Raw genomic sequence first — 24,136 nt, 5'->3', positions numbered from 1 at the left:
GCCCTGCGCCGGTGGGGCGCCCGCCGTGGCGCACGTCCGTGCCACCTTCCCCGGCAGTCCGCTCACTCCGGGCGGGGCCCGGGCGCTGTTACGGGCCGCGCTGGGCGAATGGGCCGAACTCGCCCTGCCCGGAACCGAGTTCCTCACCGACCGGCAGTCGGACGACGCCGTGGTGGTCGTCAGCGAGCTGGTCACCAACGCCGTCGTGCACGCCGGCACAGAGGTGGAGCTGGACTGCCGGCTGGAGACGCACACCGGTGGCCTCGTCATCGAGGTCCTCGACCACCACCCCTCGCGCGCCCCACGCGACGGTGACACCGAGACGCCCTACGGCATACCGGAGTACGGGCGCGGACTGCGCCTCGTCGCCGCGCTCGCCGAGTCCTGGGGGATCACGTATCGGACGGGCGCCAAGACGGTGTGGGCACGGGTGCCGGCCGGGGGGAAGGAGGCGGTGGACGGGATCCAGGCGTATGCGGGGGAGGACGGGGACATGTGTGGGCCGGGGGTGCTCGCGCCGGAGGGGGCGGTGACGGCGAGCGAGCCGTCGGCGCCGGGGCCGGCGTTGGGATCGGGGTTGGTGCCGGGATCGGGGTCGGTGGCCTCGCTGGCAGGCGGCTCGGCGTCCACCGCGGGTTCGGGGCCCGGCTCGGCGTCGGCCTCGGAATCGACGTCGGGTGCGCGCTCGCTCTCGGCCTCGGAATCGACTTCGGGTGCGCCCTCGCTGTCGGCCGCGGAATCGACTTCGGGTGCGCCCTCGCTCTCGGCCGCGGTTTCGGTTTCGATTCCGTCCTCGGTAGCGTCCCTGGTCCCGACCACGCCCTCAGCTTCACCCTCGACCGCAGTTCCGGCCTGGGAGCAGGACCGTGACTGGCTCAACCGCGGTGCCCTCTCCTTCCTCGCCGAGGCGTCCGACCTGCTGGCCGGGCAGCTGGACGAGAACCTCGTGGCCGCGCTGGCCGGTCAGCTGATCGTGCCGCGGCTGGCCGACTGGTGTGCGGTGTGGTTGGAGGACGAGGTCGCCGGGCGCTGGGGCTCCTCCCGCCCGGGTGAGGCGGACAGCGGCGGGGGCTGGGGCGACAGCGGTGCGCCGGGGCCCCGGCTGGCCCGGGTGTGGCACAGCAGCGAGAGCCGTATCGAGGACCTGAAACGGGTGCTGGAGAAGGAGCCACCACGACTGCCCGGCGGCCCGGACCGCGTGGGCCCCGCCCCCTTCCCCTGGCCGACGGAGGCCCTCGGCGCGCCCACCACCGGCTCCCCGCTCGCCGCCGGGTCCGGCTCCCCGCTTGCCGCCGGGCCCGGCTCCTGGCCCGTCGCCGGGTCCGACCTCTCGCCCGGCTCTGGATCCGCCTCCTCGCCCGCTTCCGCGCACGGCGCAGGCCCAGGCTCCCAGCACGCCTCCACGCCCGGCTCAGGTCCAGGCTCCCCGCCCGCTTCCACGCCCGGCTCAGCCCCAGGCTCCCCGCCCGCCTCCGCGCACGGCCCCGACTCCTCGCCCGGCTCCGGCCCCGCCTCCCCTCCCACCCCCACCCCCACCCCCTCACAAGGCTCCGCCCTCGCCTACCGCCTCACCGCCGGTGGTCGCCCGCTCGGCACCCTGGTGATCGGGCGGGCCGGGCCGGCCGGGATTCCCGATGAGATCACCGGGCTTGTCGAGGACCTCAGTCGGCGGGTCGCGCTCGCCATCGGGGCTGCCCGTCAGTACGCCCGTCAGGCCACCATCAGCGCGGTGCTCCAGCGCGGGCTGCTGCCGGGTGCCGTGGCCGAGATACCCGGTGTGCGCAGCGCCCTGGTGTACGAGCCGTGCGACAAGGGCGGGCCCAGCGGCGACTTCTACGACCTCTTCCCGGCCGGCGACGGCCGCTGGTGCTTCGCCGTCGGTGATGTGCAGGGCAAGGGCCCCGAGGCCGCCGTGGTGATCGGGTTGGCCCGCCCCTGGCTCCGGCTGCTCGCCCGCGAGGGCTACCGCGTCGCCGACGTCCTCGACCGCCTCAACCAGCTGCTCCTCGACGACGCCACGGAGGCCGCCGACGCGGCGGCACGGGCCCTCGCCTCCGCCGGCGGCCGCCCCCCGCACCCCGGGGACGGCCCGCAGACCCGCTTCCTGTCCCTCCTCTACGGCGAGCTCGTGCCCTTCGACGGCGGAGTGCGCTGCACCCTGGCCTCCGCGGGCCACCCGCTGCCCCTGCTGCTCGGGGCGGGCGGCCAGGTCCGTACGGCAGCCCGCCCGCAGACCCTGCTCGGGGTCGTCGAGGACGAGACGTACACCAGCGAGACCTTCGAGCTGCGGCCCGGCGACAGCCTGCTGTGCGTCACCGACGGGGTGACCGAGCGGCGCAGCGGCAGCCGGCAGTTCGACGACGAGGACGGGCTCGCGGACGCGCTCGCGGGCTGCGCGGGCCTCGACGCCGAGCTGATCGCGGAACGGATCAAGCGGCTGGTGCACGAGTTCGGGGCGCGCCCGCCGGAGGACGATCTGGCGCTGCTGGTGCTCCAGGCGGAGTAGGTCCCCGCCGGGGTGCTGGACAATGGAGGACATGCCCTCCGCACTCCCCGACGGCGAACCCGTCCCCGACGACGGCTCGCTCCCCGCGTCCGCGCTCACCGGCTCCGTCGACCGCCCCCTCGGCTTCTACCTGCACGTCCCCTACTGTGCGACCCGCTGCGGCTACTGCGACTTCAACACCTACACGGCGACCGAGCTGCGCGGCACGGGCGGGGTGCTGGCCTCCCGCGACAACTACGCGGACACCCTGATCGACGAGATCAGGCTGGCCCGCAAGGTGCTGGGCGACGACCCGCGGCCGGTGCGGACGGTGTTCGTCGGGGGCGGTACGCCGACGCTGCTGGCCGCCGGGGATCTCGTACGGATGCTCGCGGCGATCCGCGACGAGTTCGGGCTGGCCGAGGACGCGGAGATCACCACCGAGGCGAACCCGGAGTCCGTCGACCCGGCGTACCTCTCCGCCCTGCGCGAGGGCGGCTTCAACCGGGTGTCCTTCGGCATGCAGAGCGCCCGGCAGCACGTACTGAAGGTGCTGGACCGCACCCACACCCCCGGGCGGCCCGAGGCGTGCGTGGCCGAGGCCCGGGCGGCGGGGTTCGAGCACGTCAACCTCGATCTGATCTACGGCACCCCGGGGGAGTCCGACGACGACTGGCGGGCGTCCCTGGAGGCGGCGATCGGGGCCGGTCCCGACCATGTGTCGGCGTACGCGCTGATCGTCGAGGAGGGCACCCAGCTGGCCCGGCGCATCCGCCGGGGCGAGGTCCCGATGACCGACGACGACGTGCACGCGGACCGGTACCTGATCGCGGACTCGGTGCTGGCGGAGGCAGGGTTCGACTGGTACGAGGTGTCGAACTGGGCCACCTCGGAGGCGGGCCGCTGCCTGCACAACGAGCTGTACTGGCGGGGCGCGGACTGGTGGGGGGCCGGCCCCGGGGCGCACTCGCACGTGGGCGGGGTGCGCTGGTGGAACGTGAAGCACCCGGGCGCGTACGCGGCGGCGCTGGCTGCTGGGAAGTCGCCGGGGGCGGGCCGTGAGCTGCTGTCGGAGGAGGACCGGCGGGTGGAGCGGATCCTGCTGGAGCTGCGGCTGCGGGAGGGGGTGCCGCTCGGTCTTCTGCGCGAGGAGGGGCTGACTGCTTCCCGCCGGGCGCTGGGGGAGGGGCTGCTGGAGACCGGGCCGTATGAGCAGGGGCGGGCCGTGTTGACGCTGCGGGGGCGGTTGCTGGCGGATGCGGTGGTGCGGGATCTGGTGGACTGAGCGCCCGATGGGGGTGCCGCGTCCGGTTGAGTGGCGGCCGCGGGCCGGTGGGGGCTTGTCGCGCAGTTCCCCGCGCCCCTAGGTGGGCGTCACTGAGCCGTGACGAAATCGATCAGTTCCTCCACTCGCCCGAGCAACTCCGGCTCCAGGTCCTTGTAGGACCCGACCCGCTTCAGGATCGCCTGCCACACCGCGCCCGTGTTCTCCGACGGCCAGCCCAGCGCCTTGCACACGCCCGTCTTCCAGTCCTGGCCGTGCGGTACCCGGGGCCACGCCTCGATGCCCAGGGACGACGGCTTCACCGCCTCCCAGATGTCGATGTACGGGTGGCCCACCACCAGCGCGTGCTCGCTGGTCACCGACGCGGCGATCCGGGACTCCTTGCTGCCCGGCACCAGGTGGTCCACCAGGACGCCCAACCGCGCGTCCGGGCCCGGCGCGAACTCGGCCACGATCGCCGGGAGATCGTCCACGCCCTCCAGGTACTCCACGACCACGCCCTCGATGCGCAGGTCGTCGCCCCAGACCTTCTCCACCAGTTCCGCGTCATGGCGGCCCTCGACGTAGATACGGCCGGCACGGGCCACGCGCGCGCGTGCGCCGGGGACGGCCACCGAGCCGGAAGCGGTACGGGACGGTCGTACGGGAGACGCGGCCGCAGGCCGGACCAGGGTCACCACCCGGCCCTCCAACAGGAAACCGCGGGGCTCCAGCGGGAAGACCCGGTGCTTGCCGAAGCGGTCCTCCAGGGTCACCGTGCCCGCCTCGCAGCGGATCACCGCGCCGCAGAAGCCGGTGCCGGGCTCCTCGACCACCAGGCCGGGCTCGGCCGGCACCTCGGGGACGGGCTTGGGCTTCTTCCACGGAGGGGTCAGGTCGGCGGAGTACTGGCGCATTCGGATGACGATAGGAGAAGCCCGCCGCCGGCTAACGCGACACGCCGAAACGCCTCGCCAGCGCGTCCCGCTGCGACCGTACGAACGCGGCGTCGACCACCGCTCCGTGACCGGGCACGTACAGCGCGTCCTCGCCGCCGAGGTCGAGGAGGCGGTCCAGGGCGGCCGGCCAGTGCGGCGGTACGGCGTCCGGGCCCGCCTGCGGTTCGCCCGACTCCTCGACCAGGTCGCCGCAGAAGACCACCTCCGGCGAGCCGGGGACGAGGACCGCGAGATCGTGGGCGGTGTGGCCGGGGCCGACGTTGGCCAGCAGGACCTGACGGCCCTCGCCCAGGTCGAGCGTCCACTCGCCGGAGACGTGATGGCGGGGAGCGACGAGGGCGTCCACCGCCTCGTCGGCGACCGCCGGGTCCAGGCCGTTGCGTACCGCGTCCGCCCGCAGTTCCGCGCGGCCCAGGCGTCCCGCCAGCACCGTCTCCGCGCCCACCGCGCCGAACACCTCCGCCCCCGCGAACGCCGCCGCCCCGAAGACATGGTCGAAGTGGGGGTGGGTCAGCGCGAGATGGGTCACACGGTGGCCGGCGAGTTCCTCGGCCTCGGCGCGCAGCCGGGCGCCCTCCGCGAGACCGGAGCCCGCGTCGACCAACAGGGCCGTGCCCGCGCCGATCACCAGGCCCGCCGTGCAGTCCCAGCCGGGCAGCCGGCACCGCCCCACGCCGGTCGCGACCCGCTCCCACCCGAGCTCTTCCCAAGTCACCGTCATACCGCGACGCTAACGGCAGGAACCCGCCCCGCAGGACCGACCTTGCCCAGGGAGTACCCCACCGCCGTACACTGGCCCGGGGAGCGCTGGCACTCGGACGGACAGAGTGCCAGGCGAGACGCCAAGGGAACGACTTCTGGAGGTGTGCGCGAATTGCTGAGTGAACGCAGGCTTCAGGTGTTGCGCGCCATCGTCCAGGACTACGTCGGCACCGAGGAGCCGGTCGGGTCGAAGGCCCTGACCGAGCGGCACAACCTCGGGGTGTCGCCCGCGACCGTCCGCAATGACATGGCCGCCCTGGAGGACGAGGGGTTCATCGCCCAGCCGCACACCAGTGCCGGGCGGATCCCCACCGACAAGGGCTACCGGCTGTTCGTCGACAAGCTGGCGGGCGTCAAGCCGATGACCGCGCCCGAGCGGCGCGCGATCCAGAACTTCCTCGACGGCGCCGTGGATCTCGACGACGTGGTGGCGCGGACCGTTCGCCTGCTGGCGCAGCTCACACGGCAGGTGGCGGTGGTGCAGTATCCGTCGCTCACCCGCTCGACCGTGCGGCACGTCGAACTGCTCTCGCTCGCGCCCGCCCGTCTGATGCTCGTGCTGATCACGGACACCGGCCGGGTCGAGCAGCGGCTGGTCGACTGCCCGGCGCCCTTCGGGGAGGCCTCGCTCGCCGATCTGCGGGCGCGGCTCAACAGCCGGGTCGCGGGCCGCCGGTTCGCCGATGTGCCGAGGCTGGTCGAGGACCTGCCCGAGGGCTTCGACGTCGAGGATCGGGGTACGGTCGCGACAGTGCTCTCCACTCTCCTGGAGACACTCGTCGAGGAGAACGAGGAGCGGCTGATGATCGGCGGCACCGCCAATCTCACCCGCTTCGGACATGACTTTCCCCTCACCATCCGGCCCGTCCTGGAGGCACTGGAGGAGCAGGTCGTCCTCCTCAAACTCCTTGGCGAGGCCGGGGATTCGGGCATGACCGTCCGTATCGGTCATGAGAACGCCTACGAGGGACTCAACTCCACTTCGGTGGTGTCGGTCGGCTACGGTTCGGGCGGCGAGGCAGTCGCCAAGCTCGGCGTGGTCGGACCGACCCGCATGGATTACCCGGGAACGATGGGAGCGGTACGCGCAGTGGCACGGTACGTCGGACAGATCCTGGCGGAGTCGTAAGTGGCCACGGACTACTACGCCGTTCTCGGCGTGCGCCGCGACGCGTCGCAGGATGAGATCAAGAAGGCGTTCCGCCGGCTCGCGCGCGAGCTGCACCCGGACGTCAACCCGGATCCGAAGACCCAGGAGCGGTTCAAGGAGATCAACGCCGCCTACGAGGTGCTGTCGGACCCGCAGAAGAAGCAGGTCTACGACCTCGGCGGCGACCCGCTCTCGCAGGCCGGCGGCGGTGGCGCGGGCGGCTTCGGCGCCGGTGGGTTCGGGAACTTCTCGGACATCATGGACGCGTTCTTCGGTACGGCCTCGCAGCGGGGTCCGCGCTCGCGGACCCGGCGCGGCCAGGACGCGATGATCCGTCTGGAGATCGAGCTCGACGAGGCGGCCTTCGGCACCACGAAGGACATCCAGGTCGACACGGCGATCGTCTGCACCACCTGTAGCGGTGAGGGTGCCGCGCCGGGGACCTCCGCGCAGACGTGTGACATGTGCCGCGGTCGCGGTGAGGTGTCGCAGGTGACGCGGTCCTTCCTGGGCCAGGTCATGACCTCGCGCCCCTGCCCGCAGTGCCAGGGCTTCGGCACCGTCGTCCCGACCCCGTGCCCGGAGTGCGCGGGCGACGGCCGGGTCCGCTCGCGCCGCACGCTCACCGTGAAGATCCCGGCCGGCGTGGACAACGGCACGCGGATCCAGCTCGCGGGCGAGGGCGAGGTCGGTCCCGGTGGCGGTCCCGCCGGTGACCTCTACGTCGAGATCCACGAGCTGCCGCACGCGATGTTCCAGCGGCGCGGCGACGACCTGCACTGCACGGTCACCATCCCGATGACCGCGGCGTCGCTCGGCACGAAGGTGCCGCTGGAGACGCTGGACGGCCTGGAGGAGGTCGACATCCGGCCCGGCACCCAGTCCGGCCAGTCGATCCCGCTGCACGGCCGGGGTGTCACGCACCTGCGCGGCGGCGGCCGGGGCGACCTCATCGTCCACGTCGAGGTCCAGACCCCGACCAAGCTGGACCCGGAGCAGGAACGCCTGCTGCGCGAGCTGGCCAAGCTGCGCGGCGAGGAACGGCCTACGGGGCAGTTCCAGCCGGGGCAGCAAGGGTTGTTCTCGCGGTTGAAGGACGCGTTCAACGGGCGTACGTGAGTGGTGTGAAGGTCGGATTCGGACTTGTTCGGAGGACGTGACAACATGCCGTCATGTCCTCCGCACTGACCGATCTCTTCCCTCATCCGATCGTGCAGGCCCCCATGGCGGGTGGCGTCTCCGTGCCGCAGCTCGCCGCCGCCGTGTCCGATGCGGGCGGGCTCGGGTTCCTGGCCGCCGGGTACAAGACGGCCGACGGGATGTACCAGGACATCAAGCAGCTGCGCGGGCTCACCCAGCGCCCCTTCGGCGTCAACCTCTTCATGCCGCAGCCCGAGTATGCCGACCCCGCCGCCGTCGAGGTGTACGCCCACCAGCTGGCCGGTGAGGCCGGCTGGTACGACACCGAGCTCGGCGATCCCGACAGCGGACGGGACGACGGCTACGACGCCAAGCTCGCCGTACTCCTCGACAACCCGGTCCCCGTGGCCTCCTTCCACTTCGGCATCCCGAGCGCCGAGGCCCTGGAGTCGCTGCGCCGGGCCGGCACTTTCACCCTGGTCACCGCGACCACCCCGGAAGAGGCCCTCGCCGTCCAGTACGCGGGCGCCGACGCCGTGATCGCGCAGGGCGTGGAGGCCGGCGGTCACCAGGGCACCCACCGGGACATCCCCGAGCAGGACGGCTCCGGGCTCGGACTGCTGTCCCTGGTCGCGCAGATCCGCGAGACCGTGACCATCCCGATCGTCGCCGCCGGCGGCATCATGCGCGGCAGCCAGATCGCCGCCGTCCTCGCCGCGGGCGCGAGCGCGGCCCAGCTCGGCACGGCGTTCCTCGCCACCCACGAGTCCGGCGCCCCCGACGTGCACAAGCAGGCGCTGACCAACCCCCTCTACGTCCGCACCGAGTTGACCCGCGCCTTCTCCGGCCGCCCCGCCCGCGGACTGGTCAACCGCTTCCTGCGCGAGCACGGCCCCTACGCGCCCGCCGCCTACCCCGAGGTCCACCACCTCACCGCGCCGCTGCGCAAGGCCGCCGCCAAGGCCAAGGACCCGCAGGGCATGGCGCTGTGGGCGGGGCAGGGCCACCGCATGGCCCGCGACCTGCCCGCGGGGCAGCTCGTGGAGATACTCGCGGCCGAACTCGCGGACGCCCAGACAGCGTTGTCGGCCAAGGGAGGCCTGCGATGACCGCTCCGGTGTTCGTGGTCGAGCACTTCGACACGGGCGGCGGCGGACAGTACGTCCTCGACGGGCCCGAGGGCCGGCACGCCGTCTCCGTGAAGCGGCTCCAGCCCGGCGAGGAGGTCGTCCTCACCGACGGCGCCGGGCGCTACGCCGTGTGCGAGGTGGTCGCCGCCGAGGGCAAGGACCGGCTGGTCGTCCGGTGGGCCGCCGTCGCCGAGGAGCCGGAGCCCGCCCCCCGGATCACCGTCGTGCAGGCCCTGCCCAAGGGGGACCGCGGTGAACTCGCCGTGGAGACCATGACCGAGGTCGGCGTCGACGCGATCGTGCCGTGGCAGGCGGCCCGTTGCATCACCCAGTGGCGGGGCGACCGGGGTCTGAAGGCGCTCGGCAAGTGGCGGGCCACCGCCCGCGAGGCCGGCAAGCAGTCCCGGCGGGTCCGGTTCCCGGAGGTCGCGGACGCGGCGAGCACCAAGCAGGTTGCCGCACTTCTCGCCAAAGCCGACTTCGCCGCGGTACTGCACTCCGACTTCGAGCGCGGCAGTGAGCCCCTGGCCACCGCCGAACTGCCCGCCGAGGGTGAGATCGTGCTGGTCGTCGGGCCCGAAGGGGGCGTGGCCAAGGACGAGTTGGCGCTCTTCGAGGAGGCCGGGGCGCGGGCCTACGTCCTCGGGCCGACCGTGCTGCGGACCTCCACCGCCGGGACCGCGGCGACCGCCCTGCTCCTCGGCCGCACCGGCCGCTGGTCCTGACCCCTGGGAGAACGCCCGTGGAACTCGCCCAAGTACGCCTGCTCGTCAGCGACTTCGCCGCCTGCTACCGCTTCTACGCCGAGGTCCTCGGCCTCAAGCCCCAGTCGGGGGCGGCGGACGGGCCCTACGAGAAGTTCAGCCCCGCCACCGGTTCGGCCGGCATCGCGCTCCAGGACCGCTCGATGATGGCCGCGGTCCTGGACGAACTGGGCGGCACGGCCACCGGCCACCGCTCCCTGGTCGTGCTCCGCGTCGACGACCTGGACACCTACTGCGAGCAGATCGCCTCCCGCGGCGCCACCCTCCTGCACGGCCCCGCCCCCATGACGGACCGTATGCGCGTAGCCCACCTCAAGGACCCGGAGGGCAACCTGGTGGAGTTGCAGGAGTGGCTGCTGCTGCGCGGCTGACGGTCCTTTCCGTCGGCGCGGGGGCACTCGCAACCGGCGCGCCCAATGACCGTATGCGCCCTACCGCCGGACGGTGCGCAGTGGCAGGCTGCCCTCCATGGTGGCGTTGAGGCGGGACTGGCGTCGGCCGCGCGGGGTGCGAGTGGCGGGTGTGGTCGGGGTGGCCGTGCTGGCCGTGGGCGGGCTCTCCGCCTGTGATCCGACCGGGGTGGTCAGTTCCGCGACCGTGTCGTACACCACTGACCAGTTGGTCACCAAGGAGCTCGACCGGCAGAAGGCCGACGTGAGTTGGCTGACCTGTACGGCCTCGTACGACGGTGGCCGGACGCCGAGTGCCAGTGCGAATGCCGTTGCCACGGTCGACTGCGACGGCAAGACGCGGGACGGCAAGGACATCACCGTCAAGGGGAAGGTGACCCGGACCGTCAGCGGCGCGTGTGTGCGCGGGGACCTGACCGCCACCGTGGGCGGGAAGCAGTGGTTCCGGGTGAGCGGGCTCGGGGACTGCACTGCCACCCCGACCCCGCCCGTCAACAACCCCCGGCAGCCCGGCCCCACGGTCACCGTGACCGTCACGAAGACCATCTGGTGCCAGCGGGACCCGCAGTGCTGGCCCGACGGCAAGTGATCGAAACCCCTGTGCACGGCGACCGCGCGTGCATAGGGTGATCGGGTGACACAGCCTGCGACGTCTGCATATCTCCGGTTTCCGCATCTGCAGGGCGACTTGGTGGCCTTCACCGCCGAGGACGACGTGTGGCTCGCGCCGCTCGACGGCGGGCGCGCCTGGCGGGTCAGCGCGGACAACGTCCCCGTCACCCACCCCCGCATCTCGCCCGACGGAACCACCGTCGCCTGGACCTCCACCCGCGACGGAGCCCCCGAGGTGCACATCGCCCCGGTCGACGGCGGCCCGTCCAAGCGGCTGACCCACTGGGGCAGTTCCCGCACCCAGGTGCGCGGCTGGACCCCCGAGGGCGAGGTTCTCGCGATCACCACCCACGGCCAGGCCAGCCTGCGCCGCAGCTGGGCGCACACCGTCCCGCTCGACGGCGGCCCCGGCACCACCCTGCCCTACGGGCCCGTCGGCCATGTCGCCCACGGCCCCGCGACCGTGCTGCTGTCCGCTCCCATGGGCCGCGAGGCCGCGTGGTGGAAGCGCTACCGGGGCGGTACGGCGGGCAAGCTGTGGATCGACCGCGAGGGCGACGGCGAGTTCGTACGGCTGCACGAGGATTTGGACGGAAACCTTGAGTACCCGGTGTGGGCCGGCGACCGGATCGCCTTCCTCTCCGACCACGAAGGCACCGGCGCCCTCTACTCCTCCCTCGCCGACGGCTCCGACCTGCGCCGCCACACCCCGCTCGACGGCTACTACGCCCGGCACGCCGCCGGAGACGGCACCCGGGTCGTCTACTCCTCCGCCGGTGAGCTGTGGATCCTCGACGACCTCGACGGCGCCGAACCGCGCCGTCTGGAGGTCCGGCTCGGCGGCCAGCGCGCCGACCGGCAGCCGTTCCCGGTCAACGCCGCCCACTGGTTCGGCTCGGCCGCCCCCGACCACACCGGTCGCGGCAGCGCGGTCGCCGTCCGCGGAGCCGTCCACTGGGTCACCCACCGCGCCGGACCGGCCCGCGCCCTCGCCGTCGAACCCGGAGTCCGGGCCCGGCTGCCGCGCACCTTCCGCACGGAGGGCGAGGAGTGGGTGGTGTGGGTGACGGACGCCGAGGGCGACGACGCCCTGGAGTTCGCGCCCGCCACCGGACTCGCCCCCGGCGCCACCCCGCGCCGCCTCGCCGCCGGACAGCTCGGCCGGGTCCTCGGCCTCGCGATGGCCCCCGACGGCAGCCGGGCCGCCGTCGCCGCGCACGACGGCCGCGTCCTGCTCGTCGAACGGGAGACCGGCGAGGTCCGCGAGGTCGACCGCAGCGAGGACGGCGACGTCCGCGGCCTGACCTTCTCGCCCGACTCGGCCTGGCTCGCCTGGTCGCACCCCGGCCCCGGCCCGCTCGCCCAGCTCCGCCTCGCCAACACCACCGACCTCTCGGTCACCGAGGCGACCCCGCTCCGCTTCCAGGACTACGCCCCCGCCTTCACCCTCGACGGCAAGCACCTGGCGTTCCTGTCCAACCGCTCCTTCGACCCGGTCTACGACGAGCACGTCTTCGACCTCGCCTTCGTGGTCGGCGACCGCCCGCACCTGATCACCCTCGCCGCGACCACCCCGTCCCCGTTCGGACCGCAGCGCCACGGCCGCCCCTTCGAGACCCCCGACAAGGACGAGACCCCCGACAGCGAGGGCACCCCGACCACCCGCGTCGACCTGGAGGGCCTCGCCGACCGGATCGTGCCCTTCCCGGTGGAGGCCGGCCGCTACTCCAACCTGCGCGCGGCCAAGGACGGCGTGCTGTGGCTGCGCCACCCCGTCCAGGGCGTCCTCGGCTCCTCCCGGGCCACCCCGGACGACCCCGACCCCAAGACCGACCTCCAGCGCTACGACCTCGCCCAGCAGCGCCTGGAGCACCTCGCCGGCGACGCCGACCACTTCGCCGTCAGCGGCGACGGCAAGCGGGTGCTGCTGTGGACCGACGGCCGCCTGAAGGTCGTACCGAGCGACCGCCGTGCCTCGAACGACGACGACAGCGACACCAACATCAGCGTCGACCTGGGCCGGATCCGCCAGACCGTCGACCCGTCGGCCGAGTGGCGGCAGATGTACGACGAGACCGGCCGCATCATGCGGGACCAGTTCTGGCGGCCCGACATGAGCGGTGTCGACTGGGACGGCGTCCTCGACCGCTACCGCCCTGTCCTGGACCGCCTGGCCACCCACGACGACCTCGTCGACCTCCTGTGGGAGGTGCACGGCGAACTCGGCACCTCGCACGCCTACGTCACCCCGCGCGGCGGGCACGGGCACGGGCTCCGGCAGGGGCTCCTCGGCGCCGACATCTCCCGCCACGAGGACGGTCCGCGGGGATCGGCGCTGTGGCGCATCGACCGCATCCTGCCGACCGAGACCTCCGACCCCCACGCCCGCTCCCCGCTGGCCGCACCCGGTGTCGCGGTCCGTGCCGGGGACGCGATCGTCGCGGTCGGCGGCCACCCGGTCGACCCGGTCACCGGGCCCGGCCCGCTCCTCGTCGGTACGGCCGACAAGCCGGTCGAGCTGACCATCTCCCCGTCCGGCGGCGGCGAACTGCGGCACGCCGTCGTCGTACCGATCGCCGACGAGGAGCCGCTGCGCTACCACGCTTGGGTCGCCGACCGCCGCGCCTACGTCCACGAGAAGTCGGGCGGACGGCTGGGCTACCTGCACGTCCCGGACATGCAGGCCCCGGGCTGGGCCCAGATCCACCGCGACCTGCGGGTGGAGGTGGCCCGCGAGGGCCTCGTGGTGGACGTCCGCGAGAACCGCGGCGGCCACACCTCCCAGCTGGTCGTCGAGAAGCTGGCCCGCAAAATCGTCGGCTGGGCGGTACCGCGCGGGATGCGGCCGTACAGCTACCCGTGGGACGCGCCCAGGGGGCCGGTCGTCGCGGTGGCGAACGAGTTCTCCGGCTCGGACGGTGACATCGTCAACGCGGCGATCAAGGCGCTGGGCATCGGCCCGGTGGTCGGCACCCGCACCTGGGGCGGTGTCATCGGCATCGACAGCCGCTACCGCCTGGTCGACGGCACGCTGATCACCCAGCCGAAGTACGCGTTCTGGCTGGAGGGCTACGAGTGGGGCGTCGAGAACCACGGCGTCGACCCCGACGTGGAGGTGCTGCAACGGCCCCAGGACTACGCGGCGGGCCGGGACGCCCAGCTCGACGAGGCGGTGCGGATCGCTTTGGAGTCCCTGGAGGCCAGTCCTGCGAAGACTCCACCGGCGACGCCTCGTTAAGATGCCTCAGGCCCGCGACGAAAGGAACGACATGGCTGGGGAACCCCAGGACGACTGCCTGTTCTGCAAGATCGTGGCGGGCCAGATCCCGGCGACGATCGTCCGGGAGACCGCGACGACCGTCGCCTTCCGGGACATCAACCCCCAGGCCCCCACCCATGTCCTCGTGATCCCCAAGGCCCACTGGGAGAACGCCGCCGCCCTGGCGACCGGGGCCCCGGAGCTCGCCGCCGACGTGCTGCGCGAGACCCAGGCCGTCGCGGAGGACGAGAAGCTGGAGAGCTACCGGACCGTCTTCAACACCGGCAGCGGCGCGGGCCAGACCGTCTGGCACGCCCACGCCCATGTGATCGGCGGCCGCGGCCTCCAGTGGCCCCCCGGGTGATCCGCCTTGTCCGTACGTGAGTTGGTCGTCCTCGGCACCGCCAGCCAGGTCCCCACCCGGCACCGCAACCACAACGGCTACCTGCTGCGCTGGGACGGCGAGGGACTCCTCTTCGACCCCGGCGAGGGCACCCAGCGCCAGATGCTGCGCGCCGGGGTCGCCGCCCACGACCTGAACCGGATCTGCGTCACCCACTTCCACGGCGACCACTCCCTCGGCCTCGCGGGCGTGATCCAGCGCATCAACCTCGACCGGGTCCCGCACGAGGTCACCGCCCACTACCCCAAGTCCGGACAGCGCTTCTTCGACCGGTTGCGGTACGCGACGGCCTACCGCGAGACGGTCCGGCTGACCGAGGCACCGGTCGCCGAGGACGGGGTGATCGCCCGGACCGGCGGCTACACCCTGGAGGCCCGCAGGCTCTCCCACCCCGTCGAGTCCTACGGCTACCTCCTGACCGAACCCGACGGCCGCCGCATGCTCCCCGACCGGCTCGCCGCGCACGGCATCAAGGGACCCGACGTCGGCCGGATCCAGCGCGAGGGCACGCTGAACGGCGTCTCGCTCGACGACATCAGCGAGGTCCGCCGGGGCCAGCGGTTCGCGTTCGTCATGGACACCCGCCTCTGCGACGGCGTCCACGCCCTCGCGGACGGCGTCGACATGCTCGTCATCGAGTCGACGTTCCTCGACGAGGACGAGCAACTCGCCGTGGAGCACGGTCACCTGACCGCCGGTCAGGCGGCGCGGGTCGCTCGCGATGCCGGCGTACGGCATCTCGTGCTCACCCACTTCAGCCAGCGCTACTCCGACCCGGACGAGTTCGAGCGGCAGGCCCGGGCTGCCGGGTACGAGGGCGAGCTGACCGTGGCCCATGACCTGCTGCGGGTGCCGGTTCCGAAACGGCGATAGAGCAGCCGTACGATGCTTTGATGTCCCTCCCCAAAGCTGAACTGCACCTGCACATCGAAGGCACCCTGGAGCCGGAGCTGGCGTTCGAGCTGGCCGCGCGCAACGGCGTCGAGCTGCCGTACGCCTCCACGGACGAGCTCCGCAAGGCGTACGACTTCGAGGACCTCCAGTCCTTTCTGAACCTGTACTACGAGCTCATGGCCGTCCTGCGCACCGAGCGGGACTTCGAGGACCTGGCGAACGCGTATCTCGCCCGGGCCGCGGCGCAGGGGGTGCGGCACGCGGAGATCTTCTTCGACCCGCAGGCGCATGCCGTGCGGGGTGTGGAGATGGGGACCGTGGTGGAGGGGCTGTGGCGGGCGCTGGGCCGCAGTGCGGAGAACCACGGTGTCACCACCCAGCTGATCATGTGCTTCCTGCGGGACGAGTCCGCGGAGTCGGCGATGGAGACGCTCGAGGCCGCGAAGCCGTATCTCGACCGGATCGTGGGGGTCGGGCTCGACTCCGCCGAGGTGGGGCATCCGCCGGTGAAGTTCCGTGAGGTGTACGAGGCCGCCGCCGCGCTGGGACTGCGGCGGGTGGCTCACGCCGGGGAGGAGGGGCCGCCGGAGTACATCGTCGAGGCGCTGGATGTGCTCGGGGTGGAGCGGGTCGACCACGGGTTGCGGTGTGTGGAGTCGCCGGAGCTGGTGGCTCGTCTGGTGCGGGATCGGGTGCCGCTGACGTTGTGCCCCTTGTCCAACGTGCGGCTTCGGACGGTTGATGTGCTGGGGGATCATCCGTTGCCGGCGATGCTGGATGCGGGGCTTCTGTGCACGGTGAACTCTGATGACCCGGCGTATTTCGGGGGGTACGCGGGGGACAACTTCGAGGCGGTGCGGGTGAAGTTGGGGTTGGGGGAGGAGCGGTTGCGGGAGCTTGCCCGCAACTCCTTCCTCGCGGCCTTCTTGGAGCACGATGAGGAGCTGCGGGCTCGGTATCTTGCGGAAGTTGATGCTTACGAGTTCTGAGGTGCGTTGTCGGGTGCGGGTGCTTCGTGGCTTGTCGCGCAGTTCCCCGCGCCCCTAAAAGCAAAAGGCCCTCAGGCAGCCGTTGCCTTGTCGTAGGCCTGGGTTTCCACCTGGATCTCCACGACCGGGAGTTGCCGCCTGCCCGCGCCCAGCGCCACCGCCGTCATCGGGACCGCGATCAGCAGCAGGCCCGCTGCCAGGACCGTGCCCATCACGGGGAAGCCGGCCTCGGATGCGAGGAGGCTGCCTGTCAGGGGGCCGGCAGCCGTGCCCAGGGATGATGCCGAGCCGACCAGGACCGCCCAGCGGCCTCGGGGGTCAAGGGAGGCGGCCAGGCCTATGACGTACGACAGGACGATCGGGTAGAGGGTGTTCCACGCGATCTCGCCGGTCGCGAAGGTCGTGAGGTCGGTCGCCGAGGCGCTGAGGGTGATGCAGGCGGCGATGAGGACCGTGCCGCCGCCGATGGGGAGGGCGCGGCCGAGGCGGGGGCCCAGCGCGCCCGCGCCGACGACGCCCAGCAGGCCCGCGCCGAGGGCGATCGCGAAGACCGCGCCGACCGTGGCCTCGGAGAGGTGCGCCTGGGTGAGTCCGATGCGGCCGCTGACGCCCCAGAGGGCGTTCTGGGCGAGCGACCAGCAGGGGAGGGTCGCGGCCAGGAGGAGGCCGGCGCGGAGGTGGGGGAGCGGTGCGGTCGCCGTGTCCCGGTTGCGGGCGGGGGCCGTGGCGAGGGGGAGACGGCCCGTCAGGGGCCAGACCAGCAGGGCGGTGAGGGCGATCGCCGCCAGGGGCTGGCCGTGGCCCTGGCCCAGGTGCGGGACGGTCAGGTAGACGGCGCCCGCGAGGGCGGAGACGCCCAGGAGGCCGGCCGTGGTGGTGCGGTGCGGGTCGGGTTGGGCGGCGATGCCGGTGGCGGCCACCGCCGTCGCCGTACCGGATCCGAAGCCGCCGATCAGGGCGCCCGCGACGACGGCCGGGACGGCGTGGGCGAGGGCGGCTCCGCCGTAGCCGAGGACGGCCAGGGTGAGGCCGACGCGGGCCAGGGTGCGGGGGCCGAGACGGTCCACGCGGGCGGCAAGCAGGAAGCCCGCCGCCGCCGAACTCAGCAGCAGGGCACTGCCAACGGCGCCGGCCTCGGTGGCGGTGAGCGGGAGCCCCGAGTCGAGCCTGCCGACGGTGGTCGGGAGGAGGTAGGGGGCGAGGTACCCGGCCGTGAAGAGGGCAATGAGGGGCCAGGGCAGGGTGGAGCGACGGGCGAACACGGGCGTTCCCAGGGCATGCGAAAGCGGCTCAAAAAGAGGGGGGATGGCGCAGGCCGTCGACGGACAGGAACGCGCGAGGAATTTGTATCAAGCACGCGGTTGCGGAAACAGCCCGGGTGGCGTGATCTGGATCACGTTCCGTTTGGGGTGGAAGACGCCGGGTAGAATAGCGCCTTTTCCGGTGCGTCTAGCGCCAGTTCGGGGCGCCTCCCGCGCCCGGTGCCGTCGCCTCGATCTTGCCCCTGATCTCCCGCATCACCGTGACGATCTGCTGTTCGTGCTCCGGCGTCAGACGGGCGACCGGTACCGAGCAGCTGATGGCGTCCTGGGCGGGGGAGTCGTAGCGCAGGCAGAACCCGAAGCCGACGATGCCGGGGACGCCCTCCTCGCGGTCGATCGCGTAACCCCGCGCCCGGACCTCGGCGAGGTCGGCCAGCAGGGACTCGCGGGTGGTGTGGGAGTTCGGGGTGAGTGCCTCGTACGGCCCCTCGGGGAGCCGTTCGTCGGGCCACTCGGCCAGCAGCGCCTTGCCGAGCGCGCCCACGTGCGCGGGCAGCCGACGGCCCACCCTGCTGATCGTCCGTAGGTACTCATGCGACTCCCGCGTCGCCAGGTACGCCACGTCCCGGCCGTCGAGCCGGCCCATGTGGATGGTCTCGCCCAGCGCCTCGGACGCCTCGTCGAGATACGGCCGTACGGCCCGCACGCGCGGGTCGGAGTCCAGGTAGCTGGTGCCGGTGAGCAGGGCGTGGATGCCGATGCCGTAGAGCGAGCCGGTGAGGTCCGTGCGGACCCAGCCGCGCGAGATCAGGGTCTGGAGCAGCGCGTACATCGAACTGCGGGGCACGCCCAGCTCGTCCGCGAGCTCCTGGAGCCGGGCCGGGCGGTCGCCGCGCGCGGCCAGCAGTTCGAGCAGCTCCACCGTGCGGGCCGCCGACTTCACCTCGCGGACGCCACCTGTCTCTGACATGGGCCGATCGTAATCGTCCCGCCAAACCTGATACCGACCCATTGACGAGAACAGTTCGCCTATCTAATCTCCATCCTCATACGTGGATGACATCTACATGGGGAGATGAGCGAGGGTGACCCTCGACCCGGACACGGCCCGACGGCTGCGGGACGGCATGGCGCGCGGTGTGCTGTCGTTCCCGCTCACGAGCTTCCACGACGACGGCACCCTCGACCCGGACGGCTTCCGCGCCCATGTCGCGGCCCGGATCGCCACCGCCCCCGGCGCGGTCTTCCCCGCCTGCGGCACCGGCGAGTTCTTCTCGCTGGACGAGGACGAGTACCGCCAGGTCGTCACCATCACCGTCGAGGAGGCCGGTGGCCGGGTGCCCGTCGTCGCCGGCATCGGCTACGGCTGGGCGCAGGCCGTCCGTTTCGCCCGGATCGCGGAGGACGCGGGCGCGGACGCGCTGCTCGTGCTCCCGCACTACCTCGTCGCCGCCCCGCAGGACGGCCTGGTCGCCCAGCTGGAGCAGATCGCGGCCCGCACCCGGCTGCCGCTCATCGCCTACCAGCGCGGCCAGGTCGCCTTCGGCCTGGACGCGTTCCGCCGGATCGTCCGGATCCCCGGCGTCATCGGGCTCAAGGACGGCCACAGCGACCTCGACCGGCTCCAGCGGCTCACCCTCGCCGCCCCCGAGGACTTCCTGTTCTTCAACGGCGCCGCCACCGCCGAGATCCAGGCCCGCGCCTACGCCACCGTCGGCGTCCCCGCCTACTCCTCGGCCGTCCACGCCTTCGCCCCCGAGATCGCCGACGCCTTCTTCACGGCCCTGCGCGACGGCGACGACGGCACGGTCGACAAGCTGCTGCGCGACTTCTACGTCCCGCTCGTCGAGCTCAGGGACCGGGTGCCCGGGTACGCCGTGTCGCTGGTGAAGGCCGCGGCCCGGCTGCGGGGACACCCGGTGGGTCCGGTGCGCGCGCCGCTCACCGATCCGACGGCCGCCGATCTCGCGGATCTCCGGCAGCTGCTGACCATCGGCCTCGACCTCGTAGGAGCCGCGCTGTGACCCCCACTGCCACGCCCACTGCCACCCCTGCCGCGGACTTGACGATCACCGACGTCCGCCTCACCCCGATCCTCGTCGCCGACCCGCCGCTGCTGAACACGCAGGGCGTGCACCAGCCGTACACGCCCCGGCTGATCGTCGAGGTCGAGACCGCGGACGGGGTGACCGGGGTCGGGGAGACGTACGGCGACACCAAGTACCTGGAACTGGCACGGCCGTTCGCGGCGAAACTGGTCGGGCGCCAGGTCAGCGACCTGAACGGGCTGTTCACGGTCGCGGACCAGGTGGCCGTCGACTCCTCCCGGGTCTCCGGGCAGGTCGACGTCGGAGGGCTGCGGGGCGTGCAGACCGCCGACAAACTACGGCTGTCCGTGGTCTCCGGGTTCGAGGTGGCCTGCCTCGACGCGCTCGGCAAGACGCTAGGGCTGCCCGTGCACGCCCTGCTCGGCGGCAAGGTGCGCGACGCCGTGGAGTACAGCGCCTACCTGTTCTACAAGTGGGCGTCCCACCCCGAGGGCGTGACCGCGGAGAAGGACGACTGGGGAGCGGCCCTCGACCCCTCGGGGGTCGTCGCACAGGCCCGGCTGTTCACCGAGCGGTACGGGTTCACGTCCTTCAAGCTCAAGGGCGGGGTGTTCCCGCCGGACGAGGAGATCGCGGCGATCCGCGCCCTCGCCGAGGCGTTCCCGGGGCATCCGCTGCGGCTCGACCCCAACGGGGCGTGGAGCGTGGAGACTTCGCTGAAGGTCGCCCGGGAGCTCGGGGACGTCCTGGAGTACTTGGAGGACCCCGCGCTGGGCACGGCGGCGATGGCCGAGGTGTCCGCCGGGACCGGGGTGCCGCTGGCCACCAACATGTGCGTCACCACCTTCGCCGAGATCAAGGAGGCGTTCGCGCGGGACGCCGTCCAGGTGGTGCTCTCCGACCACCACTACTGGGGCGGGCTGCGGAACACCCAGCAACTCGCCGCGATCTGCCGGACGTTCGGGGTGGGGGTGTCCATGCACTCCAACACCCACCTCGGGATCAGCCTCGCCGCGATGACCCAGGTCGCCTCCACCGTGCCCGACCTCCACCACGCCTGCGACTCGCACTACCCGTGGCAGTCGGAGGACGTGCTCACCGAGCGGCTGGTCTTCGAGGGCGGCTCCGTGACCGTCTCCGACGCGCCGGGACTGGGAGTCGAGCTCGACCCGGAGAAGGTGGAGTTCCTGCACCGGCGGTGGCTGGACGACGACGGCTCCCTGCGCGAGCGGGACGACGCGGCGGCGATGCGGGTGGCCGAGCCGGGGTGGGTGACGCCGGAGGTGCCTCGCTGGTGACACCCCGGGGCGCGCGCTGACGTGACGGGCGGGTCGGGTGTGGGTGGCGGCCCGATGTCGGTGCCGTGGTGCAGACTGGGCTGATCGGCACCACGTGCAGGGAGCTCACCGTGATCGCGTCCAACGGGAAGGGACCGTCGTACAAGGCCCAGGTCGACCCCCTGGCCGCAGTGCGCGCAGCCGGCGATCCGCCCTGGGACGTCTATCTCACCGGCACCGTCTTCCTCGACATCGTCTTCACCGGGCTCGGCTCCGCCCCGGTGCGCGGGACCGAGTCCTGGGCCCGCGGCATGGGGTCGAGCCCCGGCGGAGTGGCGAACATGGCGACCGCCCTGGCGCGGCTCGGACTGCGCACCTCACTGGCCGCGGCCTTCGGCGACGACCACTACGGCGAATACTGCTGGGACGCCCTGGAGCAGGGCGAGGGCATCGACCTCTCGCCGTCCCGCACCGTCCCCGGCTGGCACTCACCGGTCACCGTCTCCATGGCCTACGAGGGCGAGCGCACCATGGTCTCCCACGGCCACGAACCGCCCCCGGAGGAGCCCGCACCGGACTGCCCGCCACGCGCGCGTGCGGCCGTCGCCTCGCTGGAGCCGGGCAGACGGGCCCCCTGGATCGCCCAGGCCGCCCGCGAGGGCACCCGCATCTTCGCCGACGTCGGCTGGGACGACAGCGGGGCGTGGGACCTGGCCGGCCTGCCCGACCTCGCGCACTGCGAGGCCTTCCTGCCCAACGCGGAGGAGGCCATGCGCTACACCGGCGCCGGCTGCCCCCGGGAGGCCGCGCACGCCCTCACCGAGCACGTGCCGCTGGCCGTGGTGACCCTGGGCGCGGAGGGCGCGTACGCCGTGGACCGGCGGACCGGGGAGACCGCCGAGGTCCCGGCCATCGAGGTCGAGGCACTGGACCCGACCGGTGCCGGGGACGTGTTCGTGGCCGGCTTCGTCACCGGCACCCTCGCGGGCTGGCCGCTGGCGGACCGGCTCGCCTTCGCCGGACTGACCGCCGCGCTCTCCGTCCAGGAGTTCGGCGGCTCCCTGTCCGCGCCGGGCTGGTCCGAGATCGGCGCCTGGTGGCGCAAGGTCCAGTCCGTCACCACCCAGGACCCGACCGCCCTGAGCCGCTACGCCTTCCTGGCCGGCCTGATCCCGGAGGAGGAGAGCCCGGCCTGGCCTCTTCGGAGGGCGGTACCGACGATCGGGTTCGGGAGGTCGGCGTGAGGTCGGGGGTGGGCGGTCCGTTCGGGTGGTCGGGGTGAGCTCGGGGTTCAGAGGCCCGCGGCTCGCTCCAGCACCTCCGCCACCTGGTCCCTGACCACCTCGCGGGCCTCGGTCGGCAGCGCCCCGATCGTCGTACCGCCCAACGCGTCCAGCGCGCTGTCCGCGCCCGCTGAGCAGGGCACGCTCTCGCTGAGGAACTCGTAGCCGTCGCGGACGGCGACGCGCAGGACACGGCCGCCCTCCCCGGTCGCGTCCACCGCCGTGGCGACGACCAGGGGCGGCGGACCGCCCGGCGCCTCGGCCACCTTGCGGTAGCCGCTGACCAGCGGTTCGTCCCAGTGCAGGCTCAACAGCAGCGGCTTCTTGGCGAGCAGCTCGGCGAGGTCCGTCTCGAACGGCCCCTCCGCCGCCAGCACCCGCGCGCGGGCGTCCAGGACGAGCGCTGCGGGCAGCAGACAGCGCAGGGTGCTGCCGACGACGTTGCCGCCGACCGTGGCGGTCCGCCGCACGGCCCCCGTGCCGATCCCGGACGCGGCCCGGCGCAGCACCTCCGGCACCCGCTCGTCGATCCGGTGCAGCAGCACCGCCGCGCCCAGTTCCCCGGCGCCCAGGACGTTCGCCTCCGGCACCTCCCGCAGCGAGACGGCCTGCTCGGGGAAGCCGTCGCGTTGCCAGGCGGCCCACACCAGCGTGGCGCCACCGACGGGTATCGCCCCGTCGGTCAGACACTCCTGTGCCTCGGGCAGGGAGGTGGGCAGACGCAACAGCACGGTTTTCCCGCTTTCTCCTGGCCTTCTGACAGACACCAGGCCTTCTGACCGGCTTCGAACACGCGTGGCAGCGAGCGCATTCTTCCCCGGGGTGCGGGGGGAGCATGCAGGGCTCACCGCGGCAAGGAGGGCGCCCTCACCGTCGAAAAGCCCTACGGCGTTGTCAGTGCACCGTCGTACCCTTGGAACCGCGAGGCCGCCTTCCGATGCGGCCGTGACGAGGAGGAACCGCAGGCCTTAAGCGCCGGCCCATGACTCAGACACCCACAGGTCACAGCCCCGCGCAGGGGCAGGCGAGAGCACAGTTCACCGTCCCCGCCCAGCACCCCATGGTCTCGGTCCTGGGGTCCGGCGACTCGCTCCTGCGCGTGATCGAGAAGGCCTTCCCGGCGGCCGACATCCATGTCCGGGGCAACGAGATCAGCGCGACCGGCGCGGCGGCGGACGTCGCCCTCGTCCAGCGCCTGTTCGACGAGATGATGCTGGTGCTCCGCACCGGACAGCCGATGACGGAGGACGCAGTGGAACGCTCGATCGCCATGCTGCGAGCGAGCGAGAACGGGACGAGCGACGGCCAGGAGACCCCGGCCGAGGTGCTCACACAGAACATCCTGTCCTCGCGCGGCCGCACCATCCGCCCCAAGACCCTCAACCAGAAGCGGTACGTCGACGCGATCGACAAGCACACGATCGTCTTCGGCATCGGCCCCGCGGGCACCGGCAAGACCTACCTGGCCATGGCCAAGGCGGTCCAGGCCCTCCAGTCCAAGCAGGTCAACCGCATCATCCTGACCCGCCCCGCGGTGGAGGCGGGAGAGCGCCTGGGCTTCCTGCCCGGCACCCTCTACGAGAAGATCGACCCGTACCTGCGCCCGCTGTACGACGCCCTGCACGACATGCTGGACCCGGACTCGATCCCCCGCCTGATGGCCGCGGGCACCATCGAGGTCGCGCCGCTGGCGTACATGCGTGGACGTACGTTGAACGACGCCTTCATCATTCTCGACGAGGCACAGAACACCTCGCCCGAGCAGATGAAGATGTTCCTCACCCGGCTCGGGTTCGACTCGAAGATCGTCATCACCGGTGACGTGACGCAGGTCGACCTGCCCAACGGGACCAAGTCGGGGCTGCGGCAGGTGCAGGACATCCTGGAGGGTGTGGAGGACGTGCACTTCTCCCGCCTGTCGTCCCAGGACGTCGTACGGCACAAGCTGGTCGGCCGTATCGTCGACGCGTACGAGAAGTACGACACCGAGAACGGTACGGAGAACGGCACCCACAAGGGCGGCCGGAACAAGCGGAAGTAGACAA

Annotated in this window: 21 protein-coding genes; 16 read left to right on the top strand and 5 right to left on the bottom strand. The window is 72.6% G+C overall.

Annotation, left to right across the window (positions count from 1 at the left end; all coding sequences use genetic code 11):
- Positions 1-25: 25 nt before the first annotated feature.
- Both AC2XR2_RS14460 and hemW read left to right on the top strand, forming a co-directional pair.
- Entirely contained in the window at positions 26-2,506 is a 2,481-nt protein-coding gene (locus AC2XR2_RS14460; protein WP_491515242.1) for a SpoIIE family protein phosphatase, read from the top strand.
- Positions 2,507-2,537: 31 nt separating this feature from the next.
- Positions 2,538-3,770 carry a radical SAM family heme chaperone HemW gene (gene hemW / locus AC2XR2_RS14455; RefSeq protein WP_491515241.1) on the top strand — a complete coding sequence of 411 codons (1,233 nt, stop codon included), beginning with the start codon at positions 2,538-2,540 and terminating at the stop codon, positions 3,768-3,770.
- Between the two features lie 89 nt (positions 3,771-3,859).
- Here hemW and AC2XR2_RS14450 read toward each other — a convergent pair whose 3' ends face one another.
- Together AC2XR2_RS14450 and AC2XR2_RS14445 are read right to left on the bottom strand one after the other, a co-directional pair.
- Positions 3,860-4,666 (bottom strand): DUF3097 domain-containing protein, encoded by an 807-nt coding sequence (locus AC2XR2_RS14450; protein WP_491515240.1) that lies wholly within the window; start codon positions 4,664-4,666, stop codon positions 3,860-3,862.
- Between the two features lie 31 nt (positions 4,667-4,697).
- Positions 4,698-5,429, bottom strand: a complete 732-nt coding sequence (locus AC2XR2_RS14445) for an MBL fold metallo-hydrolase (RefSeq protein WP_449348314.1) — start codon at positions 5,427-5,429, stop codon at positions 4,698-4,700.
- Positions 5,430-5,582: 153 nt separating this feature from the next.
- Between AC2XR2_RS14445 and hrcA the strand changes: the two genes are divergently transcribed.
- The 10 genes from hrcA (at position 5,583) to AC2XR2_RS14395 (ending at position 16,221) form a co-directional block, all read left to right on the top strand.
- Entirely contained in the window at positions 5,583-6,599 is a 1,017-nt protein-coding gene (gene hrcA / locus AC2XR2_RS14440) for a heat-inducible transcriptional repressor HrcA (protein ID WP_020136235.1), read from the top strand.
- A complete protein-coding gene (dnaJ, locus tag AC2XR2_RS14435) occupies positions 6,600-7,739 on the top strand; it encodes a molecular chaperone DnaJ (RefSeq protein ID WP_330266996.1) in 1,140 nt (379 codons plus the stop codon).
- A gap of 53 nt (positions 7,740-7,792) precedes the next feature.
- Positions 7,793-8,869, top strand: coding sequence for a nitronate monooxygenase (locus tag AC2XR2_RS14430; protein ID WP_330266997.1), 1,077 nt, complete (start codon positions 7,793-7,795; stop codon positions 8,867-8,869).
- On the top strand, positions 8,866-9,615 hold the full coding sequence (locus AC2XR2_RS14425; protein WP_491515239.1) for a 16S rRNA (uracil(1498)-N(3))-methyltransferase: 750 nt from the start codon (positions 8,866-8,868) through the stop codon (positions 9,613-9,615). Before AC2XR2_RS14430 ends, AC2XR2_RS14425 begins: the two co-directional genes overlap by 4 nt.
- Positions 9,616-9,632: 17 nt before the next feature.
- A complete protein-coding gene (locus tag AC2XR2_RS14420; protein ID WP_449348312.1) occupies positions 9,633-10,025 on the top strand; it encodes a VOC family protein in 393 nt (130 codons plus the stop codon).
- A gap of 97 nt (positions 10,026-10,122) precedes the next feature.
- Positions 10,123-10,653 (top strand): hypothetical protein, encoded by a 531-nt coding sequence (locus AC2XR2_RS14415; protein ID WP_491515238.1) that lies wholly within the window; start codon positions 10,123-10,125, stop codon positions 10,651-10,653.
- A 45-nt stretch (positions 10,654-10,698) separates the two neighbouring features.
- Positions 10,699-13,914: a S41 family peptidase gene (locus tag AC2XR2_RS14410; protein ID WP_491515237.1), complete on the top strand. Its 3,216-nt coding sequence runs from the start codon at positions 10,699-10,701 to the stop codon at positions 13,912-13,914.
- Between the two features lie 31 nt (positions 13,915-13,945).
- Entirely contained in the window at positions 13,946-14,299 is a 354-nt protein-coding gene (locus AC2XR2_RS14405) for a histidine triad nucleotide-binding protein (RefSeq protein ID WP_330267003.1), read from the top strand.
- Positions 14,300-14,305: 6 nt separating this feature from the next.
- Positions 14,306-15,211: a ribonuclease Z gene (locus tag AC2XR2_RS14400; RefSeq protein WP_381300614.1), complete on the top strand. Its 906-nt coding sequence runs from the start codon at positions 14,306-14,308 to the stop codon at positions 15,209-15,211.
- A gap of 20 nt (positions 15,212-15,231) precedes the next feature.
- Positions 15,232-16,221, top strand: a complete 990-nt coding sequence (locus tag AC2XR2_RS14395; RefSeq protein ID WP_491515236.1) for an adenosine deaminase — start codon at positions 15,232-15,234, stop codon at positions 16,219-16,221.
- 71 nt (positions 16,222-16,292) lie between these two features.
- Here the strand turns inward: AC2XR2_RS14395 and AC2XR2_RS14390 are convergent, their stop codons facing one another.
- Together AC2XR2_RS14390 and AC2XR2_RS14385 are read right to left on the bottom strand one after the other, a co-directional pair.
- The gene (locus AC2XR2_RS14390; protein WP_491515235.1) at positions 16,293-17,483 is read right to left on the bottom strand and encodes an MFS transporter; all 1,191 of its coding nucleotides are present in this window, start codon (positions 17,481-17,483) and stop codon (positions 16,293-16,295) included.
- Between the two features lie 187 nt (positions 17,484-17,670).
- A complete protein-coding gene (locus AC2XR2_RS14385; RefSeq protein ID WP_449348309.1) occupies positions 17,671-18,453 on the bottom strand; it encodes an IclR family transcriptional regulator in 783 nt (260 codons plus the stop codon).
- Between the two features lie 115 nt (positions 18,454-18,568).
- Between AC2XR2_RS14385 and AC2XR2_RS14380 the strand changes: the two genes are divergently transcribed.
- The 3 genes from AC2XR2_RS14380 to AC2XR2_RS14370 all read left to right on the top strand — a co-directional run bounded on the left by AC2XR2_RS14380 (position 18,569) and on the right by AC2XR2_RS14370 (position 22,052).
- Positions 18,569-19,507, top strand: coding sequence for a 5-dehydro-4-deoxyglucarate dehydratase (locus tag AC2XR2_RS14380; protein WP_381300609.1), 939 nt, complete (start codon positions 18,569-18,571; stop codon positions 19,505-19,507).
- On the top strand, positions 19,504-20,829 hold the full coding sequence (locus AC2XR2_RS14375) for a glucarate dehydratase family protein (protein ID WP_381300608.1): 1,326 nt from the start codon (positions 19,504-19,506) through the stop codon (positions 20,827-20,829). The genes AC2XR2_RS14380 and AC2XR2_RS14375 overlap by 4 nt, the downstream gene beginning before the upstream one ends.
- 110 nt (positions 20,830-20,939) lie before the next feature.
- Positions 20,940-22,052, top strand: coding sequence for a carbohydrate kinase family protein (locus AC2XR2_RS14370; protein WP_491515234.1), 1,113 nt, complete (start codon positions 20,940-20,942; stop codon positions 22,050-22,052).
- A 47-nt stretch (positions 22,053-22,099) separates the two neighbouring features.
- On the opposite strand, the gene AC2XR2_RS14365 is transcribed toward AC2XR2_RS14370, so the two are convergent.
- Entirely contained in the window at positions 22,100-22,822 is a 723-nt protein-coding gene (locus AC2XR2_RS14365) for an FAD binding domain-containing protein (protein ID WP_491515233.1), read from the bottom strand.
- A gap of 251 nt (positions 22,823-23,073) precedes the next feature.
- Here AC2XR2_RS14365 and AC2XR2_RS14360 point away from each other — a divergent pair, with 251 nt between their 5' ends.
- Complete coding sequence (locus AC2XR2_RS14360) at positions 23,074-24,132, top strand: PhoH family protein (RefSeq protein WP_078959977.1); 1,059 nt, start codon at positions 23,074-23,076, stop codon at positions 24,130-24,132.
- Positions 24,133-24,136 lie beyond the last annotated feature (4 nt).

Source organism: Streptomyces sp. LS-MS-L19 (genome assembly GCF_058382285.1).
This window is presented reverse-complemented; position numbering and strand designations above follow the sequence as displayed.

What these genes read in the sequence shown, in the direction of transcription:
- AC2XR2_RS14385 (WP_449348309.1), bottom strand. Translation starts at nt 18,453, where the DNA reads ATGTCAGAGACAGGTGGCGTCCGCGAGGTGAAGTCGGCGGCCCGCACG.
- AC2XR2_RS14450 (WP_491515240.1), bottom strand. Translation starts at nt 4,666, where the DNA reads ATGCGCCAGTACTCCGCCGACCTGACCCCTCCGTGGAAGAAGCCCAAG.
- AC2XR2_RS14445 (WP_449348314.1), bottom strand. Translation starts at nt 5,429, where the DNA reads ATGACGGTGACTTGGGAAGAGCTCGGGTGGGAGCGGGTCGCGACCGGC.
- AC2XR2_RS14405 (WP_330267003.1), top strand. Translation starts at nt 13,946, where the DNA reads ATGGCTGGGGAACCCCAGGACGACTGCCTGTTCTGCAAGATCGTGGCG.
- AC2XR2_RS14395 (WP_491515236.1), top strand. Translation starts at nt 15,232, where the DNA reads ATGTCCCTCCCCAAAGCTGAACTGCACCTGCACATCGAAGGCACCCTG.
- AC2XR2_RS14430 (WP_330266997.1), top strand. Translation starts at nt 7,793, where the DNA reads ATGTCCTCCGCACTGACCGATCTCTTCCCTCATCCGATCGTGCAGGCC.
- AC2XR2_RS14425 (WP_491515239.1), top strand. Translation starts at nt 8,866, where the DNA reads ATGACCGCTCCGGTGTTCGTGGTCGAGCACTTCGACACGGGCGGCGGC.
- AC2XR2_RS14360 (WP_078959977.1), top strand. Translation starts at nt 23,074, where the DNA reads ATGACTCAGACACCCACAGGTCACAGCCCCGCGCAGGGGCAGGCGAGA.
- hemW (WP_491515241.1), top strand. Translation starts at nt 2,538, where the DNA reads ATGCCCTCCGCACTCCCCGACGGCGAACCCGTCCCCGACGACGGCTCG.
- AC2XR2_RS14415 (WP_491515238.1), top strand. Translation starts at nt 10,123, where the DNA reads ATGGTGGCGTTGAGGCGGGACTGGCGTCGGCCGCGCGGGGTGCGAGTG.